This window comes from Embleya sp. NPDC056575 (assembly GCF_042793325.1).
In the GTDB taxonomy this organism is placed as follows: Bacteria; Actinomycetota; Actinomycetes; order Streptomycetales; family Streptomycetaceae; genus Embleya.
On the sequence record NZ_JBHTVA010000026.1, the window covers coordinates 84,557 to 102,111 of the forward strand.

At 69.6% G+C, this 17,555-nt stretch carries 17 protein-coding genes; all 17 read left to right on the top strand.

Translation table 11 applies throughout. From position 1 onward, the window contains the following. Positions 1–617 precede the first annotated feature (617 nt). The 17 genes from thrB to ACFRCG_RS21810 all read left to right on the top strand — a co-directional run bounded on the left by thrB (position 618) and on the right by ACFRCG_RS21810 (position 17,550). Positions 618–1,532 (top strand): homoserine kinase, encoded by a 915-nt coding sequence (gene thrB / locus ACFRCG_RS21730; protein ID WP_380033763.1) that lies wholly within the window; start codon positions 618–620, stop codon positions 1,530–1,532. Positions 1,533–2,106: 574 nt separating this feature from the next. Then, positions 2,107–4,191: a transcription termination factor Rho gene (gene rho, locus ACFRCG_RS21735; RefSeq protein WP_380033765.1), complete on the top strand. Its 2,085-nt coding sequence runs from the start codon at positions 2,107–2,109 to the stop codon at positions 4,189–4,191. A gap of 280 nt (positions 4,192–4,471) precedes the next feature. Further along, positions 4,472–4,696, top strand: a complete 225-nt coding sequence (rpmE, locus tag ACFRCG_RS21740; RefSeq protein ID WP_078975440.1) for a 50S ribosomal protein L31 — start codon at positions 4,472–4,474, stop codon at positions 4,694–4,696. A gap of 180 nt (positions 4,697–4,876) precedes the next feature. Continuing rightward, positions 4,877–5,944: a peptide chain release factor 1 gene (gene prfA / locus ACFRCG_RS21745; RefSeq protein WP_078975439.1), complete on the top strand. Its 1,068-nt coding sequence runs from the start codon at positions 4,877–4,879 to the stop codon at positions 5,942–5,944. Between the two features lie 10 nt (positions 5,945–5,954). Then, a complete protein-coding gene (prmC, locus tag ACFRCG_RS21750) occupies positions 5,955–6,800 on the top strand; it encodes a peptide chain release factor N(5)-glutamine methyltransferase (RefSeq protein ID WP_380033767.1) in 846 nt (281 codons plus the stop codon). A 172-nt stretch (positions 6,801–6,972) separates the two neighbouring features. Next, a complete protein-coding gene (locus ACFRCG_RS21755; protein WP_078975437.1) occupies positions 6,973–7,620 on the top strand; it encodes an L-threonylcarbamoyladenylate synthase in 648 nt (215 codons plus the stop codon). After that, entirely contained in the window at positions 7,617–8,279 is a 663-nt protein-coding gene (locus tag ACFRCG_RS21760; RefSeq protein WP_380033768.1) for a low molecular weight phosphatase family protein, read from the top strand. Before ACFRCG_RS21755 ends, ACFRCG_RS21760 begins: the two co-directional genes overlap by 4 nt. Before the next feature lie 138 nt (positions 8,280–8,417). Next, positions 8,418–9,701 (top strand): serine hydroxymethyltransferase, encoded by a 1,284-nt coding sequence (gene glyA / locus ACFRCG_RS21765; RefSeq protein ID WP_380033770.1) that lies wholly within the window; start codon positions 8,418–8,420, stop codon positions 9,699–9,701. A 256-nt stretch (positions 9,702–9,957) separates the two neighbouring features. Then, positions 9,958–11,313 carry an MraY family glycosyltransferase gene (locus tag ACFRCG_RS21770; RefSeq protein ID WP_380033772.1) on the top strand — a complete coding sequence of 452 codons (1,356 nt, stop codon included), beginning with the start codon at positions 9,958–9,960 and terminating at the stop codon, positions 11,311–11,313. Positions 11,314–11,547: 234 nt separating this feature from the next. Beyond that, a complete protein-coding gene (locus ACFRCG_RS21775) occupies positions 11,548–11,913 on the top strand; it encodes a hypothetical protein (RefSeq protein WP_379994976.1) in 366 nt (121 codons plus the stop codon). A gap of 118 nt (positions 11,914–12,031) precedes the next feature. Continuing rightward, positions 12,032–12,214 carry an AtpZ/AtpI family protein gene (locus ACFRCG_RS21780; RefSeq protein WP_078975432.1) on the top strand — a complete coding sequence of 61 codons (183 nt, stop codon included), beginning with the start codon at positions 12,032–12,034 and terminating at the stop codon, positions 12,212–12,214. A gap of 87 nt (positions 12,215–12,301) precedes the next feature. Continuing rightward, positions 12,302–13,117 carry a F0F1 ATP synthase subunit A gene (gene atpB / locus ACFRCG_RS21785; RefSeq protein ID WP_380033774.1) on the top strand — a complete coding sequence of 272 codons (816 nt, stop codon included), beginning with the start codon at positions 12,302–12,304 and terminating at the stop codon, positions 13,115–13,117. Between the two features lie 76 nt (positions 13,118–13,193). Continuing rightward, complete coding sequence (gene atpE, locus ACFRCG_RS21790; RefSeq protein WP_174861358.1) at positions 13,194–13,427, top strand: ATP synthase F0 subunit C; 234 nt, start codon at positions 13,194–13,196, stop codon at positions 13,425–13,427. A 62-nt stretch (positions 13,428–13,489) separates the two neighbouring features. Next, positions 13,490–14,017: a F0F1 ATP synthase subunit B gene (locus tag ACFRCG_RS21795; protein WP_235618905.1), complete on the top strand. Its 528-nt coding sequence runs from the start codon at positions 13,490–13,492 to the stop codon at positions 14,015–14,017. Then, on the top strand, positions 14,017–14,832 hold the full coding sequence (locus ACFRCG_RS21800; RefSeq protein WP_379994980.1) for a F0F1 ATP synthase subunit delta: 816 nt from the start codon (positions 14,017–14,019) through the stop codon (positions 14,830–14,832). The genes ACFRCG_RS21795 and ACFRCG_RS21800 overlap by 1 nt, the downstream gene beginning before the upstream one ends. Positions 14,833–14,977: 145 nt before the next feature. Further along, positions 14,978–16,621, top strand: coding sequence for a F0F1 ATP synthase subunit alpha (gene atpA, locus ACFRCG_RS21805; RefSeq protein WP_380033776.1), 1,644 nt, complete (start codon positions 14,978–14,980; stop codon positions 16,619–16,621). A gap of 20 nt (positions 16,622–16,641) precedes the next feature. Then, entirely contained in the window at positions 16,642–17,550 is a 909-nt protein-coding gene (locus ACFRCG_RS21810; protein ID WP_078975427.1) for a F0F1 ATP synthase subunit gamma, read from the top strand. Positions 17,551–17,555: the final 5 nt, after the last annotated feature.

Here is a 17,555-nt window from a genome sequence, read left to right on the forward strand (position 1 = left end):
CCCGCGCGGCCGACACTCCCGAAGTCGAATTCCCCCGAAGCCGCGCACCCGCGGAATATCCGCCGGGAAAGCCGCCGACCAGGCGCGCGGCTACGGGAAAATTCCGAGTCGATCGACCGGGTGGGACACACCCCGGGCGAGCCCCACCACGGCCCCGTCGAGCCATTCGGCGGGCGTACCCGATGCCGCCACCCGCCCGGGCGCTCCGCCGACACATGCTCCCGAAGTGCCTGGTCGGCGCCCCGGCCCGACCCGCGCGACGGCCGTCCATCGCGGCCGTTCGGGCGCGCCGCCGACTGGAACACCCGATCGGAGCACGACCGGCGACAAGATCGAATCAGGTCGGCCCATGATCGACCGTCGACCGCCCGCGGTCCTTTTCGATCCCATTTCCGGTACCAATCCCACGACGCGGTGGTTACGGTGTCCCGCGAGGGAACGCACCTTCGGTAGGCTGATCACCGGACGCGACCTTCCACTCGTTCCGCGGCGCATGCCGCCCGAGTCTCGCGTCTGTTCCTGCCGTTCCGCAGCACCCGCGATTTCCCGAATGCGTCACCGGTTCGGACCGCCCCGCGAAGGTGCCCGGAACTCCACGAGGAGGAGTGTCCACGCGTATGGCCGGCCCCGCATTCCGTGCCGCCCCCGTCCGGGTCCGCATCCCGGCCACGAGCGCCAACCTGGGTCCCGGGTTCGACGCGTTCGGACTCGCGCTCGGACTGTACGACGACGTCGCGATCCGGGTCGCGGACGAGGGCTTGTCGATCGACATCGCAGGTGAGGGCGCCGACGACCTGTCCCGTGACGAGAACCACCTGGTCGTTCGCGCGGCCCACGCCGCGTTCGAGGCGATGGGTGGCCGTCCGCCCGGCCTGGACGTCGTCTGCGCCAACCGCATCCCGCACGGCCGCGGCCTGGGCTCGTCGGCCGCCGCCATCTGCGCCGGGGTGATCGCCGCCCGGGCGCTGACCATAGGCGGCGCCGAGCGGCTCGACGACGAGGCCGCGCTCGCCCTGGCAACCGAACTCGAAGGCCACCCCGACAACGTCGCGGCGTGTCTGCTCGGCGGCTTCACGATCGCGTGGACCGACGAGGACGGGCCTCGGGCGGTGCGATCGAGCCCCGACCGGGGTATATCTCCCGTCGTGTTCGTACCTTCCACCCCGCTGTCCACCGAGGTCGCGCGCGGTCTGCTGCCGGCCAAGGTGACCCATCGCGACGCCTCGGCGAACGCGGCGCGCGCCGCGCTGCTGGTCACCGCGCTCACCTCGCGGCCCGACCTGCTCTTCGCCGCGACCGAGGATCGACTGCACCAGACGTACCGGGCGCCCGCGATGCCGGCGAGCGCCGAATTGATCGACAAGCTCCGCGCACAGGGGATGGCCGCGGTCGTCTCCGGCGCGGGGCCGACCGTACTCGCCCTGGTCACACCGGACCGCGTGGACGAGGCGATCGGCACTGCCGGGCCCGATTGGGTGGTTCGGCAATTGGACGTGGACGGGGCCGGAGCAAGCGTCATGCCACTGGCGTGACCTGCGTACTCGCCGTTCGTTGGCAGTACGCCCGGTAGGTCGGAACCGGACCGGCGGCACACTCGGCGCAGCCGGGCGACGGGTCGGCGACGACGGTGGATCCGTTCACTCCACTGCACTACCGCAGGAAAAATGGGCTGCGCCGGGGGAGCGATGGGGTGGGGGAATGTCTCTTGGGTCCGGTAGTGTTAGCGTCATCACCGCACCAGATCCCCCGCCCGCATGGGGTTGGGCGCGTTCGGTGCTCTGTGGCCACGATCCTTTGGGAGTTTCCCCTCCTGTCTGTCCTTCGTGACGAACGTGGCTCCCCGATACAGACCGGCGGGACCACCGCGCCGCGTCGAGCTCATCCCGGGGACCCGAGGGCTGTTCCTTCGCAGGAAATCGAGCCCCTACAGGAATACGAGCCCCCACAGGCATACATGAGCCCGATCCTCGCAGTACCGGGCACATTTTCGACGATTCCCGCCATCCGGCGGACCACCGCACCGGACCGCACTGGAAGCGGGACGGACAGCACAACCGGTCGCCGAGCCCCCTCAAGGCCGACGCCCGCTCCAGGGAAGGACCCTTCGTGAGCGACACCACCGAACTCATGGACGCAACGCCGCAGGCCGCGTCCGCCTCGGGTGACGCGGCTGCCACCGCGGACGCCCCCGCTCCCACGCGGCGCCGCCGCTCGACGGGCACCGGCCTCAACGGCATGGTGCTGGCGGAGCTGCAGCAGGTCGCCACCGGTCTCGGCATCAGCGGCACCGGCCGCATGCGCAAGAGCCAGCTGATCGAGGCCATCCAGGCGAAGCAGGGTGGTTCGGACGCCGCTCCCGCCGCCGCTGCCGCCACGAAGCCGGCCCGGGCGACCAGGGCCAAGGCCGCCGCCGCCACCGCGGCGGACAACGGCGCGGCGCCCGCCGAGGCCCCCGCCGTCGCCGCCGAGGCGCCGGCCGCGGAGGCGCCCACCCGGACCCGCCGGGCCGCCCGCACGCGGGTGGCGGTCGAGACCGCCGCGCAGATCGAGATCCCGGAGCAGGCCGCCGCCGAGGCGCCCGCCAATGGGCGTGGGCGGCGTGAGCAGGGCGAGCCGACCGCCGAGGTCGCCGAGACCGGCACGCGCCGTCGTGGCGAGCGGGCCGAGCGCACCGAGCGCACCGCCGAGGACCAGGGCGAGCAGCGCGAGGGTGGCGAGCGCGAGGGCCGCCGCGAGCGGCGTGAGCGTGGCCAGAACCGGCGCGACCGCGGCGAGCGGGGCAACGAGCGCGGCGAGCGGACCGAGCGCGGTGAGCGTGCGGAACGCGGCGAGCGTGGCGAGCGGGGCAACGACCGCGGCAGCGACCGCGGCGACCGGGCCGAGCGCGGCGAGCGCGGCAAGCAGCAGCAGCAACAGCAGCAGCAGGACAACGGCCCGCTGGACGACGACGACTTCGAGGGCGGCGGCCGCCGGCGTCGTGGCCGCTACCGCGACCGCAACCGTCGTCGCGGCGGCCGTGAGGGCTTCGAGACCAACGAGCCCGTGCTGGCCGACGACGACGTCCTGGTCCCCGTCGCGGGCATCCTGGACATCCTCGACAACTACGCCTTCGTGCGGACCTCGGGCTACCTGCCCGGCTCCAACGACGTGTACGTCTCGCTCGCCCAGGTCCGCAAGAACGGCCTGCGCAAGGGTGACGCGATCGTCGGCGCGGTGCGTCAGCCGCGCGACGGCGAGCGTCGGGAGAAGTTCAACGCCCTCGTGCGGCTGGACACGGTCAACGGCATGGAGCCGGAACAGGCCCGCCAGCGCGCCGACTTCAACAAGCTGACCCCCCTGTACCCGCAGGACCGGCTGCGCCTGGAGACCGACTCCAGCGCGCTGACCACGCGGATCATCGACCTCGTGTCGCCGATCGGCAAGGGCCAGCGCGGTCTGATCGTCGCGCCGCCGAAGGCGGGCAAGACGATGGTGCTCCAGGCGATCGCCAACGCGATCACCGTGAACAACCCCGAGTGCCACCTGATGGTCGTGCTCGTGGACGAGCGCCCCGAAGAGGTCACCGACATGCAGCGGTCGGTGAAGGGCGAGGTCATCTCCTCGACCTTCGACCGCCCCGCCGAGGACCACACGATCGTCGCCGAGCTGGCCATCGAGCGGGCCAAGCGCCTGGTCGAGCTGGGCCACGACGTGGTCGTGCTGCTCGACTCGATCACCCGCCTGGGCCGCGCGTACAACCTCGCGGCGCCCGCCTCCGGCCGCATCCTGTCCGGTGGTGTCGACTCGACCGCGCTGTACCCGCCGAAGAAGTTCTTCGGCGCCGCGCGCAACATCGAGAACGGCGGCTCGCTGACCATCCTCGCCACCGCGCTCGTCGAGACCGGCTCGCGCATGGACGAGGTGATCTTCGAGGAGTTCAAGGGCACCGGCAACATGGAGCTCAAGCTCGACCGCAAGCTCGCCGACAAGCGCATCTTCCCGGCGGTGGACGTGGACGCGTCCAGCACCCGCAAGGAAGAGATCCTGATGGCGCACGACGAACTCGCGGTGGTCTGGAAGCTGCGCCGGGTGCTGCACGCGCTCGACCAGCAGCAGGCGATCGAACTGCTCCTGGACAAGATGAAGAAGACCAAGAGCAACGGCGAGTTCCTCATGCAGATCCAGAAGACGACGCCGATGCCGAACGACTAGCAGGGCCCAGGCGTGGGGTCCGGGGGTCGCCCCCGGATCAGCACAGTCGGAAGACGACGCCGATACCGAACGACCAGTCGATCCGACTGTTCGTCGTACGCAAGACATGGCAGCGCGTCCGCCGGGAGGGAATGCCGCGACCCCGGTCGTGGTTGGGCGGTACAGACCCTGATTTGGGTCCGGTCGCCCCCTCCTGGCAGACTGCTCTGTCGGCCCCGGTTCACGTGATGCCCATTCGGGCGTACGACCCGGCGCCCTCCCGAACCTCAAGGAGACTCCCGTGAAGCCCGACATCCACCCCGAGTACGTGGAAACCACCGTCACCTGTGGCTGTGGCTCGACGTTCACCACGCACAGCACCGCGACGAGCGGCCAGATCCGCGTCGAGGTCTGTTCGCAGTGTCACCCGTTCTACACGGGGAAGCAGAAGATCCTCGACACGGGCGGCCGGGTGGCGCGCTTCGAGAAGCGTTTCGGTACGCAGCCGGTGGCCGGCAAGAAGTAGCGACCCTGCGGCGCCGGAGGAGCGGTGGGCCTTGTCCAAGGTCCGCCCCGCCCCTCCGGCGCCGTTCGTTTGTCTCCGAAAGCCGTACTCCGAAAGCCGGTCCCGAAATCCCGTCCGGCTCCGGTAGCCCCGTCGTCACCGATCCCGCCGAGTTCGCGGCCACAACCAGAGGAGCCCCCAGTGTTCGAGGCGATGGACGACCTGCTCGCCGAGCACGCCGACCTGGAGCGGCAACTCGCCGACCCGGCCGTGCACACTGACCAGACGCGTGCCCGCACCCTCGGGCGGCGCTACGCCGAACTGGGGCCGATCGTGGACGCCTACCGGCAGTGGTCGAGCGCCGCCGACGACGTCGAGGCCGCCCGCGAACTGGTCGCCGAGGACCCGGACTTCGCCGCCGAGGCGGCCGAGGCCGAGGAGCGCCGCGAGGAGTGCGCGGAGAAGCTGCGCCGACTGCTCGTGCCGCGCGATCCGGCCGACGACAAGGACGTGATCCTGGAGGTCAAGGCGGGCGAGGGCGGCGAGGAATCCGCCCTGTTCGCGGGCGACCTGCTGCGGATGTACCTGCGCTACGCCGAACGCGCGGGCTGGAAGACCGAGATCCTCGAGTCCAACGAGTCCGACCTCGGCGGCTACAAGGACGTCCAGGTCGCGGTGAAGACCAAGGGCAACCCCGCGCCCGGCGAGGGCGTCTACGCCCGGCTGAAGTTCGAGGGCGGCGTGCACCGCGTACAGCGGGTCCCCGCCACCGAGTCGCAGGGCCGCATCCACACCTCCGCGGCCGGCGTCCTGGTCCTGCCCGAGGCGGAGGACGTCGAGGTCGAGATCAACGCCAACGACCTGCGCATCGACGTGTACCGCTCGTCCGGTCCCGGCGGCCAGTCGGTCAACACCACCGACTCCGCGGTGCGCATCACGCACCTGCCCACCGGCATCGTGGTCTCCTGCCAGAACGAGAAGAGCCAGCTCCAGAACAAGGAGTCGGCCATGCGCATCCTGCGCGCGCGGATGCTCGCCGCGGCCCAGGAGGAGGCCGACAAGGAAGCCTCCGACGTGCGCCGCAGCCAGGTCCGCACGGTGGACCGCTCCGAGCGCATCCGGACGTACAACTTCGCGGAAAACCGGATTTCCGACCACCGCGTGGGCTACAAGGCGTACAACCTGGACCAGGTGCTCGACGGCGATCTCGATCCGGTCATCCAGGCGTGTGTGGACGCCGACATGGCCGCCCGGCTCGCCCACCAATAACGGAGACGAGATGAATCTGCTGCTCGCCGAGGTGGCCCAGGCCACCCTGCGACTGGCCGACGCGGGCGTTCCCTCTCCGCGCTTCGATGCCGAGGAACTGGCGGCGTACGTGCACGGCGTCAAGCGTGGCGCCCTGCACACCGTCGCCGACGGGGACTTCGACGCCCGGTTCTGGGAGGCCGTCGCGCGGCGCGAGGCCCGCGAGCCGCTGCAGCACATCACCGGACGCGCCTTCTTCCGCTACCTCGAACTCGAGGTGGGTCCGGGCGTGTTCGTACCCCGCCCGGAGACCGAGGTGGTGGTCGGGTGGGCGATAGACGCGCTGCGCGCGATGGACGTGGCCGAGCCGCTCGTGGTGGACCTGTGCACCGGCTCCGGCGCGATCGCGCTCGCGGTCGCGCAGGAGGTGCCGCGCTCCGTGGTGCACGCGGTCGAGCTGGACCCGGGCGCCTGTGCCTACGCCGAGCGCAACGCGAGCGGGTCGCGGGTGATCCTGCACCGGGGCGACGCGCTCTCCGCGCTGCCGCAGCTGGACGGCACGGTCGACCTGGTGATCAGCAATCCGCCCTACGTGCCGCTGGAGGAGCGGGACGAGATGGCCCCCGAGGCGCGCGACCACGATCCGGAGCTCGCGCTGTTCTCCGGGCCGGACGGGCTCGACTTCATCCGGGTCCTGGCCAAGACCGCCTACCGCCTGTTGCGGCCCGCGGGGCTCGTGGTGGTCGAGCACGCGGACACCCAGGGCGGCGCGGTGCCGTGGATCTTCAACGAGGAGGCCGGCTGGGTGGACGCGGCCGACCACCGCGATCTGACCAACCGCCCCCGCTTCACCACCGCGCGCAAGGAAGGCGCGTGAACCGCGCCTCCCGCCCGGCGGCCGGACCCGCGCGGCCCGCATCACCCGTACCACACGCATCACCCGTACCACACGCATCACCCGTATCCCCCGCTTCGCCCGTATCCCCCGCTTCGCCCGTACCCCCCGCTTCGCCCGTACCGTCTGTACCTTTTCTGGAGGTAAGTGCCCGATGAGCCGACGCTACGACTGCTCCGACGCGATGGACCGCGGGCTCGGGCTGCGGGAGGCGACCGGGTCGATCAAGCGCGGCGATCTGGTCGTGCTGCCGACGGACACCCTGTACGGCATCGGCGCGGACGCCTTCACCCCGCACGCGGTGCACGCGCTCCTGGACGCCAAGGGTCGCGGTCGCAACATGCCCTCGCCCGTCCTGGTCGGCTCGCCCAACACGCTGCACGGGCTGGTCACCGGCTTCCCCGAGGTCGGGTGGGAACTGGTCGACGCGTTCTGGCCGGGCGCGCTGACCATCGTGGCCTTCCACCAGCCGTCGCTGATGTGGGATCTGGGCGATACGCGCGGCACCGTCGCGGTGCGCATGCCGCTGCACCCGGTGGCGATCGAGCTGTTGACCGAGACCGGGCCGATGGCGGTCAGCAGCGCGAACCGGTCCGGCAACCCGGCGGCGACCACGGTCGACGAGGCCGAGGCGCAGCTCGGCGATTCGGTGTCGGTGTACCTGGACGGCGGGAGTTGCCCCTCCACCGCGCCGTCCTCGATCGTCGATCTGACCGCCGGCCGCCCCCGGCTGCTGCGTGAGGGTGCCCTGTCGTTGGAGACGTTGCGCGAGGTCGTTCCCGACCTGGAGGGCGTGAATTGACCGCGCCCCCTCCGGTCGGCCGGCCCCCCGGGCACACCTACGGGCCCTACGGCTCCGCGGCCGACTCGTTCCGGATCCTGTTCGTGTGCACGGGGAGCATCTGCCGCTCCCCGATCGCCGAACGGCTGGCGCGGCTCGGCCTGCAGCGCCGGCTCGCCGCGGACGACGCGGTGCGGCTGAGCGTGCAGAGCGCCGGGACCTGGGGCCACGAGGGCGCGCCGATGGAGCCGCACGCGGCCGAGGTGCTGCTCGAATACGGCGCCGACCCGGGCGACTTCCACGGGCGCGAGCTGCTCGACGAGCATGTCGCCGAGGCGGACCTGGTGCTCACCGCGACCCTGGACCACCGTGCGCACGTGGTGTCCATGGGGCACGCGTCGGGCCTGCGTACCTTCACGCTGAAGGAGTTCACCCGGCTGGTCGCGGTGCTGGAGCGGGCCCCCTACCCCGAGCGTGACCTGGTCCAGCGCGGGCGTTCGCTCGTGCGGGCCGCCGCGGCGCTGCGCGGGCGGTTGGCCGCGCCCGATCCGGAGTGGGACGAGGTGGCCGATCCGTACGGCGCGCCGCTGAGCGTGTTCCGGGCCTGCGCCTTCGACATCGGCTCGGCGCTGGACCCGGTCCTGACCGCGCTCACCGGGCACCCCGCGCACACGCACTGACCCACGCGCCCCGACGGGCCCCGGCGCGTTGGCGCGCACGGCCCGACAACGGCGCGGAATCGCCCCCGGAAGGCCCTGTCCGTGTCCGGACCCCCGCCCTATCGTGGAGAGGTCCCTGCGGCCTTGAGGAGCGATGCCATGGGCACTCCCGACGCCTTGTCAACTCCCTTCTGGGGACCGGACTTCCTCGCGCTGCGGCAAGAGGATCCGGAGATCGCCGAGGTGCTGCTCGGCGAGTTGGCCCGGCAGCGCGGCGGTCTCCAGTTGATCGCCGGGGAGAACTTCACCTCCCCGGCCGTGCTCGCCGCGCTGGGCAGCACGCTCGCCAACAAGTACGCCGAGGGTTATCCCGGGCGGCGCTACTTCGGCGGCTGCGCCGAGGCGGACCGGGCCGAGCGGCTCGCGGTGGGCCGGGCGCTGGCCCTGTTCGGCGCGGAACACGCCAACGTGCAGCCGCACTCGGGCACCGCCGCGAACCTGGCGGTGTACGCGGCGCTGCTGAGCCCGGGCGAGACGATCCTGGCCATGTCGCTGCCGCACGGCGGGCATCTGACCCACGGCTCGCGGGTGAACTTCTCCGGTCGTTGGTTCCACGCGGTGGCCTACGGGGTCCGCGAGGGCGACGAGCGGATCGACTACGAACAGGTCCGGGACCTGGCCCGGGCGCATCGGCCCCGGCTGATCGTGTGCGGTGCGAGTGGGTATCCGCGTCTGGTCGACTTCGCCGCCTTCCGCCGCATCGCCGACGAGGTGGGCGCCTACCTGATGGTGGACGCGGCGCACTTCGCGGGGCTGGTCGCGGGCGACGCGACGGCCTCGCCGGTCCCCTGGGCCGACGTGGTCACCGCGACCACGCACAAGGTGCTGCGCGGGCCGCGCGGCGGGCTGATCCTGTGCCGCGAGGAGTTCGCCGAGCGGATCGACCGCGCGGTGTTCCCGTTCAGCCAGGGCGGCCCGCACATGCACGCGGTGGCCGCGAAGGCGGTCGCGCTGCGCGAGGCGGGCACCCCGGCGTACCGCGCCTACGCGCGCCGGGTGGTGGCCAACGCGCAGGCCCTGGCGCAGGGTCTGCAGGCCGAGGGGTTGCGGCCGGTCACCGGCGGCACCGACACCCACATGGCGCTGCTGGACCTGCGGGGGATCGGGGTGAGCGGTCGGGACGCGGAGCGCCGCTGCGAGCGGGCCGGGATCACCCTGAACAAGAACGCGATCCCGTTCGACCCGGCCAAGCCGATGATCGCGTCCGGGATCCGGGTCGGCACGGCCGCGGTGACCACGCAGGGGATGACGGAGACGGACATGAAGGAGATCGCCCTGCTCCTGGGTCGGGCGGTGCGCGAGGACGATCCGGCGGTCCTGGGTGAGGTGCGGGCGGCGGTCGGCGAGCTGGTGGCGACACACCCGGCCTACCCGGGGCGGTGAGAGCCGGCGGGAGTGTTCGCGCCGGCGGGCCCGATGAGACCTATACGACCGACGGGCCGCAATCGCCCTCCGGGGTGGCTGGGATCAGGGTGTTTGTGGTTACGTGTGGGGCGACGGGCCGGTGGTGGCGCCACCGAGCTTGGTGCGATCGTCCCTCGCCGGTGCAGGTTCGGCGATTCTCCCGGTGAGCGGCGGCACGTCTAGTCTGATGCCCGTGCTGCCGCTGGGATGTGCCGAAGCCGGGGACGGTTGAGTCTTGCGCGAATACCTGCTCACGCTGTTCGTCGCCGCCGCGGTGACCTACCTGCTGACGGGCGCCGTCCGCCGCTTCGCGATCGCCGCCGGGGCGATGCCCGAGATCCGTGCGCGCGACGTGCACAAGGAGCCGACGCCGCGCCTGGGCGGGTTGGCGATGTTCGGCGGATTGTGCGCGGGCCTGCTGATGGCCCGGCATCTGCCGGTGCTCTCCGAGGTGTTCACCGCCTCGACCGACGTGCAGGCACTGCTGTCCGGGTGCGCGCTGATCTCGGTGCTCGGGGTGATCGACGACAAGTGGGGCGTCGACGCGATCATCAAGCTGCTCGGCCAGGCGCTCGCCGCGGGCGTGATGGTCTGGCAGGGCATCGTGATCCTGTGGTTGCCGATCCCCGGCTACGGCCCGGTCAGCCTGACGCCGACCCAGGGCACGCTGCTGACCATCGGGATAGTGGTCATCACGATCAACGCGGTGAACTTCGTGGACGGCCTGGACGGCCTCGCGGCCGGGATGGTGTGCATCGCCGCACTCGCGTTCTTCGGATATTCGTACCGCTTGTGGTTCGGTTACGGTGTGTCGTCGGCCGCGGCACCGACGCTGTTCAGCGCGCTGTTGATCGGTATGTGTGTCGGCTTCCTGCCGCACAACCTGCATCCGGCGCGCATCTTCATGGGGGACTCGGGGTCGATGCTGATCGGCCTGATGCTCGCCGCTTCGGCGGTCACCCTCACCGGGCGGATCGACCCGGAGGCGATCACCGCGCAAAACGGCGGCTCGATGGCCTTCACCACGCACAAGCTGGTGCCCGTCTACATTCCGCTGGTGTTGCCCTTCGCGGTGCTGATAGTGCCGCTGATGGACCTGGTGATGGCGGTCGGCCGGCGCGGTTGGGCCGGGCGCTCGCCGTTCGCCGCGGACAAGGGACACCTGCACCACCGGCTCCTGGAGATCGGCCACTCGCACAGTCGCGCGGTGCTGATCATGTACTTCTGGTCCGGGCTGATCGCGTCGTTCACGGTGCTCATCTCGGTGCGGCCGGAACGGCGTCCGATCGTCTACACGGGACTGGGCCTGATCGCCATCGGCCTGGTGTTCCTGATGCTCCCGCGGTTCAAGCCGCACGTGCCGACGGAGCTGCACAACGTGGTTCCGCCGCGCTATCGGCGGCTCCGGCGCGGGAGGCGCGGCGCGAACGTTCCGGCCGACACGATGGTTCCCGGCGAATCAGACGGCGTACGGCTGAACGGAGCAACCGCCACACCCGCAACAGAGTCCCCGGGAAACCCCACGGACCCCTCCCGACCTGCGCATTTGCCTGCGGGGAGAGGGGCGCGAAAGGGTGGGGCAGGGCTGTGAGCTTGTACACACGAACGGGTAAAGCTCTGCTCAAATAGTTTGTGATATCGTTCACGAACCAGGATCAATGGCCGATGAACCCCCAGCAACGAGGGTTCTGGTCCTTCACGGCCAATCCCGAGCGTTGCGTCGCCCCGAGCCCTGCTCGGACGACTGATCCGCCCCCTGCCCCCCACTGATGCCGGAGTCACCGACATGCAGGCCAACGACGTCCGCCTTCTCCGTGGTTCGGTCGTGCCCACGACCGCCGCCGGAGTGATCGCGGCAGTCGCGGCATTGCTCGCGGCCGGTGGCAAAGGACTTCTCGGCGCGGTGTTCGCCACCGTCGTCGTCCTGGCCTTCTTCGTGATCGGCCAGGTCGCGATCGGTCGGATCTCGCGCGACAACCCCATGATGATGATGAACATGGCGTTGTTCACCTACATCGTGCAGATCCTGCTCCTGGGGTTGGTTCTGTTCCTGTTCAAGGACACCGAGGCGTTCGACACGAAGGTGTTCGGGCTCACCATCCTCGGGGCCACGCTGGTCTGGGTCGCCTCGCAGGTGTGGGTCTTCACCCGGCTGAAGATCGCCTATGTCGAACCGGATGGAGAGCGATGACATACGCACAGCGCCCTTCCGGGCCGGCGCGGTGTTCAGCCTCGCCGCCGGTACTGCTAATGTCCGGGGCGTCATGAGCGAGAGAGGCCCCCGTCCACCGGACCGAGAGAATCGGGCGATGGACGGTGCCGCATGGTCGAGTGTCGGTTATCTGCTGAGCGGCATGCTCATCTACGGCGGCATCGGCTGGCTGATCGACCGGTGGACCGGCCACTCCGCACTGTTCCTGCCGATCGGCCTGGTCGTCGGAATCGCTCTGGCCCTTGTTCTGGTCTTTGTCCGCCACGGCAGGTCCTCCTGACCGGGCCCTGTTGCGTGCCGCTCCGTGGCCCCTCGCCACGCCGACACATCGAGGTAGCCGAAAACATGCTTCACGACGAAGGAGTCGGTGGTGACTGCTGACGTCCAGACGCTCGCCAGCGAGAGCGGATGTCACCTGTTCTCCGGGTGCGGCTTCCCCTCGCCCGGGCTGAACGTCTTCGAGTTCAAGCCGATCTTCTCCATCGGGGCCTTCGACTTCACGAAGCCGATGTTGCTCGCGCTCATCTCGATGCTGCTGGTGATCGGCTTCTTCTGGAGCGCGTTCGCCAACCCCAAGATGGTGCCGCGCGGCGCGCAGAACGTCGGCGAGTTGGGCTACCTGTTCGTTCGCGACAACATCTCGCGGGAAACGATCGGCAAGAAGGGCGACCCCTACGTCCCCTTCCTGTTCTCGATCTTCTTCTTCGTCTGGGTCATGAACGTGATGGCGATCATCCCGTTCGCCCAGTTCCCCGCGACCTCGCGAATCGCCTTCCCGGCATCGATCGTCGGCATCGTGTGGGTGACCTACCTGGTCCTCGGCATCAAGAACCAGGGCTTCGTCGGTTACTTCAAGAACATGATGTTCCCGCCCGGTCTGCCGAAGGCGATCTACTTCCTCCTCGCCCCGATCGAGCTGCTGCAGGGTCTGATCACCCGGCCGTTCACGATGGCGGTCCGACTGTTCGCGAACATGTTCGCCGGACACATGCTGATCGTGACGTTCAGCGTCGGCGCCTGGTATCTCCTCGGCTTCCACATCGGGGCGCTCTACTCGGCCACCTCGTTCCTCGTGGTCGTCGTGCTGACCGCGTTCGAGCTGATGATCCAGGCGCTGCAGGCGTACATCATCACGCTGCTCGCGGCGTCCTACATCTCGACGTCGCTCGAAGCCGAGCACTGAGAGACCCACAGACCTTTCTCTCCTCGACCGTCGTCCGGTGGATCGTCCATCGGCCTCGAAAAAAGGATCAGTTCCCATGATGAACCTCGCCGCCGACGGCGTTTCTGGCAGCCTCGGTTCCATCGGTTACGGCCTCGCCGCGATCGGCCCCGGCATCGGTATCGGCATCATCTTCGGTAACGGTGTCCAGGCGATGGCCCGTCAGCCCGAGGCCGCCGGCCTGGTTCGCCAGAACATGCTGCTCGGCTTCGCCCTCGCCGAGGCGCTCGCCCTCATCGGCGTCGTCATGCCGTTCGTCTACGGCACCTGATCAACCCGCTACGGACGGAAGGTCCTCACACCGTGATTGACTTCGCCAACAGCGAGGAGAAGATGAACCCTCTTCTCCCGCCGCTCGACGAGATCATCATCGGTGGCGTGGCGTTCCTCATCGTTTTCGGTTTCCTGTGGAAGGTGCTCCTTCCCAAGATCGCGAAGACGCTGGCGGACCGTACGGACGCCATCGAGGGCGGTCTCAAGCGCGCCGAAGAGGCGCAGGCCGAGGCCCAGGCCGAGTTGGAGCGCTACCGCACCCAGCTCGCCGAAGCCCGTCGCGAGGCCGGTCGCCTCACCGAGGACGCCCGCGAGCAGGGTGCCGTCGCCATCGCGGAGATGCGCGCCGAGGGCCAGCGGATCAAGGACGAGATCGTCACCGCCGGCCACACCCAGATCGAGGCCGACCGCAACCAGGCCCAGAACGCGCTGCGTCAGGACGTCGGCAAGCTCGCCGTCTCCCTCGCGTCGCGCATCGTCGGGGAGTCGCTCGAGGACGAGGCGCGTCAGCGTCGGGTCGTCGACCGCTTCCTGGAGGAGCTGGAAGTCAAGGCTTCCGCCGGAGCGAGCTCGGAGAAGGTGCGCTGATGCAGGGCGCCAGCAGGGAATCCCTAGCCGCGGCCCGTGAGCGCCTGGACGCGCTCGCGACCGCGACCGGTACCGACATGGTCGCGTTGGCCCAGGAACTCCACTCCGTGGTGATCCTGCTCGACAAGAACGTGTCACTGCGTCGGGTCCTCACCGACTCGACGCGCTCCGGGGAGGCCCGCGCGGCCTTCCTGGCAGAGCTTCTGTCCGGTCAGATCTCCGGAACCGCGGCGGATCTGCTCGGCGGACTCGTGCGTACGCGCTGGTCGCGGCCGACCGACCTGGTCGACACGATCGCCGAACTCTCGGTGTCCGCCGAGCTGATCGCCGCAGAGCGCGACGGCAGGCTCGACGAGCTGGAGGACGAGCTCTTTCGTTTCGGCCGGATCGTGGCGGGCGAGCGCGAACTGCGCTCGACCCTGACCGACCCGGGCGTGGCGAACGAGCGCAAGGCGGAGCTGGTCTCCGGTCTGCTGGAGGGTCGGGCCCAGCCCGTCACCCGGCGACTGGTCGCCAGGCTTGTCGCACACCCGCGCAGCCGTAACCTTGAACACGGGCTCGAGTCGTACGCGCGCCTCGCCGCCGATCGCCGGCGTCGCATGGTCGCGTTGGTCACGGTCGCCCTGCCCCTCACCGAGGAGCAGCGCACCCGTCTGGCCGCGGCGCTGGGCCGGATGTACGGCCGCGAGATCCACCTCAACGTGGAAATCGATGCCGACGTCATCGGCGGGGTCCGCGTGGAGATCGGTGACGACGTCATCGACGGCACCGTGACCACACGTCTCGAAGAGGCGGGCCGACGGCTCGCCGGTTGAGACACCGGACGACAGGGGTGTCGTCGACCATCCGGGAAAACCCCCGGACCGGAGCGGCGACCCCCACAGCAGCACCGCGGTTCCGTACGACAAGCGACGGACAGCGGACCGTTAACCCCACCACCTAGGAGAGCAGGGACACCAGATGGCGGAGCTCACGATCCGGCCGGAGGAGATCCGGAACGCGCTGGAGCGCTTCGTCGCCTCGTACGAGCCGGAGACTGCCGCGCGCGAAGAGGTCGGTACCGTCACCGAGGCGTACGACGGCATCGCCAAGGTCGAGGGCCTGCCCTCGGTCATGACGAACGAGCTGCTCAAGTTCGAGGACGGCACCCTCGGTCTGGCGCAGAACCTCGACGTCCGCGAGATCGGTGTCGTCATCCTCGGTGACTTCAGCGGTATCGAAGAGGGCCAGAAGGTCCGTCGTACGGGCGAGGTTTTGTCGGTTCCGATCGGTGACGGCTACCTGGGTCGCGTCGTCGACCCGCTGGGCCAGCCGATCGACGGCCAGGGTGAGATCGAGTCCGAGGGCCGTCGTGCCCTGGAACTGCAGGCCCCCGGCGTCATGATGCGCAAGTCGGTCCACGAGCCGATGCAGACCGGCATCAAGGCGATCGACGCGATGACCCCGATCGGCCGCGGCCAGCGTCAGCTGATCATCGGCGACCGGCAGACCGGCAAGACCGCGGTGTGCCTGGACACGATCATCAACCAGCGCGACAACTGGCGCTCGGGCGACCCGAAGAAGCAGGTTCGCTGCATCTACGTCGCGATCGGCCAGAAGGGCACGACCATCGCGTCCGTGCGCCGCTCGCTCGAAGAGGCCGGCGCGCTGGAGTACACCACGATCGTCGCCGCCCCGGCCTCCGACCCGGCCGGCTTCAAGTACCTCGCCCCGTACACCGGTTCGGCCATCGGCCAGCACTGGATGTACCAGGGCAAGCACGTGCTCATCGTGTTCGACGACCTGTCGAAGCAGGCCGAGGCGTACCGCGCCGTGTCCCTGCTGCTTCGTCGTCCGCCGGGGCGCGAGGCCTACCCCGGTGACGTCTTCTACCTGCACTCGCGTCTGCTCGAGCGTTGCGCGAAGCTCTCGGACGACCTCGGCGGCGGCTCGATGACCGGTCTGCCGATCATCGAGACCAAGGCCAACGACGTGTCGGCGTACATCCCGACCAACGTCATCTCGATCACCGACGGCCAGTGCTTCCTGGAGTCCGACCTGTTCCTGCAGGGCGTGCGCCCCGCGGTCAACGTCGGTATCTCGGTCTCGCGAGTCGGTGGCTCGGCGCAGATCAAGGCGATGAAGAGCGTCGCGGGTCGACTCCGCGTCGACCTGGCCCAGTACCGCGAACTGGAGGCGTTCGCGTCCTTCGGCTCCGACCTGGACGCCACCTCCAAGGCTTCGCTCCAGCGTGGTGCGCGCATGGTCGAACTGCTCAAGCAGGGCCAGTTCGAGCCGTTCGCGATCGAGCTCCAGGTCGTCTCGATCTGGGCCGGTACCACCGGCAAGCTGGACGAGGTGCCGGTGCAGGACATCCGCCGCTTCGAGAAGGAGCTGCACGACTACCTGCAGCACAAGCACGCGGGCCTGCTCACCGGGATCGTCGAGACCGGCAAGCTGGAAGACGACACCGTGATGGCGCTCACCGACGCGGTGGACTCCTTCAAGCAGACGTTCACCAAGTTCGACGGCGAGCCGTTGATCCAGGACGTGGCGCCTGCCGGTCTGACGAAGGAAGACGTCGGCCAGGAGAAGATCACCCGTCACGTGGCCAAGTCCGAGTAAAGAACGGAGAACCCTGACCAATGGGAGCCCAGCTTCGGGTCTACCGGCGTCGGATCCGTTCCGTGTCGGCGACCAAGAAGATCACGCGCGCCCAGGAGCTCATCGCGGCGTCGCGGATCGTGAAGGCGCAGCAGCGCGTCGCGGCCTCCAAGCCGTACGCCGACGAGCTGACGCGCGCCGTTTCCGCGGTCGCCACCTTCTCCAGCACGCAGCACCCGCTGACCACCTCGGTGGAGCGGCCCACCCGGGCCGCGGTGCTGCTGGTTACCAGTGACCGCGGTTTCGCGGGCGGCTACAACTCGAATGCCATCAAGGCCACCGAGCAGCTGGTCAAGCTGCTCGAGGACGAGGGCAAGACGGTCGACCGCTACGTGATCGGGGCCAAGGGCATCGGATTCTTCCAGTTCCGCGACGTGGACCTGGCCGGGCAGTGGAAGGGATTCTCCGACCGCCCCGAGTACTCCGACGCCAAGAAGGTGGCAGGTGAGCTGATCGACGCGTTCGTGACGCCCACCGACGAGGGCGGTGTGGACGAGATTCACCTCGTCAGCACCGAGTTCGTCTCCATGCTCACGCAGAACCCGGTCGCGGTGCGGGTGCTCCCGTTGGCGGTCGAGGAGACGGACGAGCCGCCGGCCGGCGGTCCCTTCCCGCTCTACGACTTCGAGCCCTCGGCCGAGGGTGTTCTCGACGCACTGCTGCCGCGGTACGTGGAAAGTCGCATCTTCAACGCCCTGCTGCAGTCCGCCGCTTCCGAGCACGCGGCCCGCCGGCGGGCGATGAAGTCGGCGACCGAGAACGCCGAAGACCTCATCCGGACCCTCTCTCGACTGGCGAACAATGCCCGCCAGGCCGAGATCACCCAGGAAATCAGCGAGATCGTCGGTGGCGCCAACGCCTTGGCCGACGCGACCGCGGGGAGTGATTAGACATC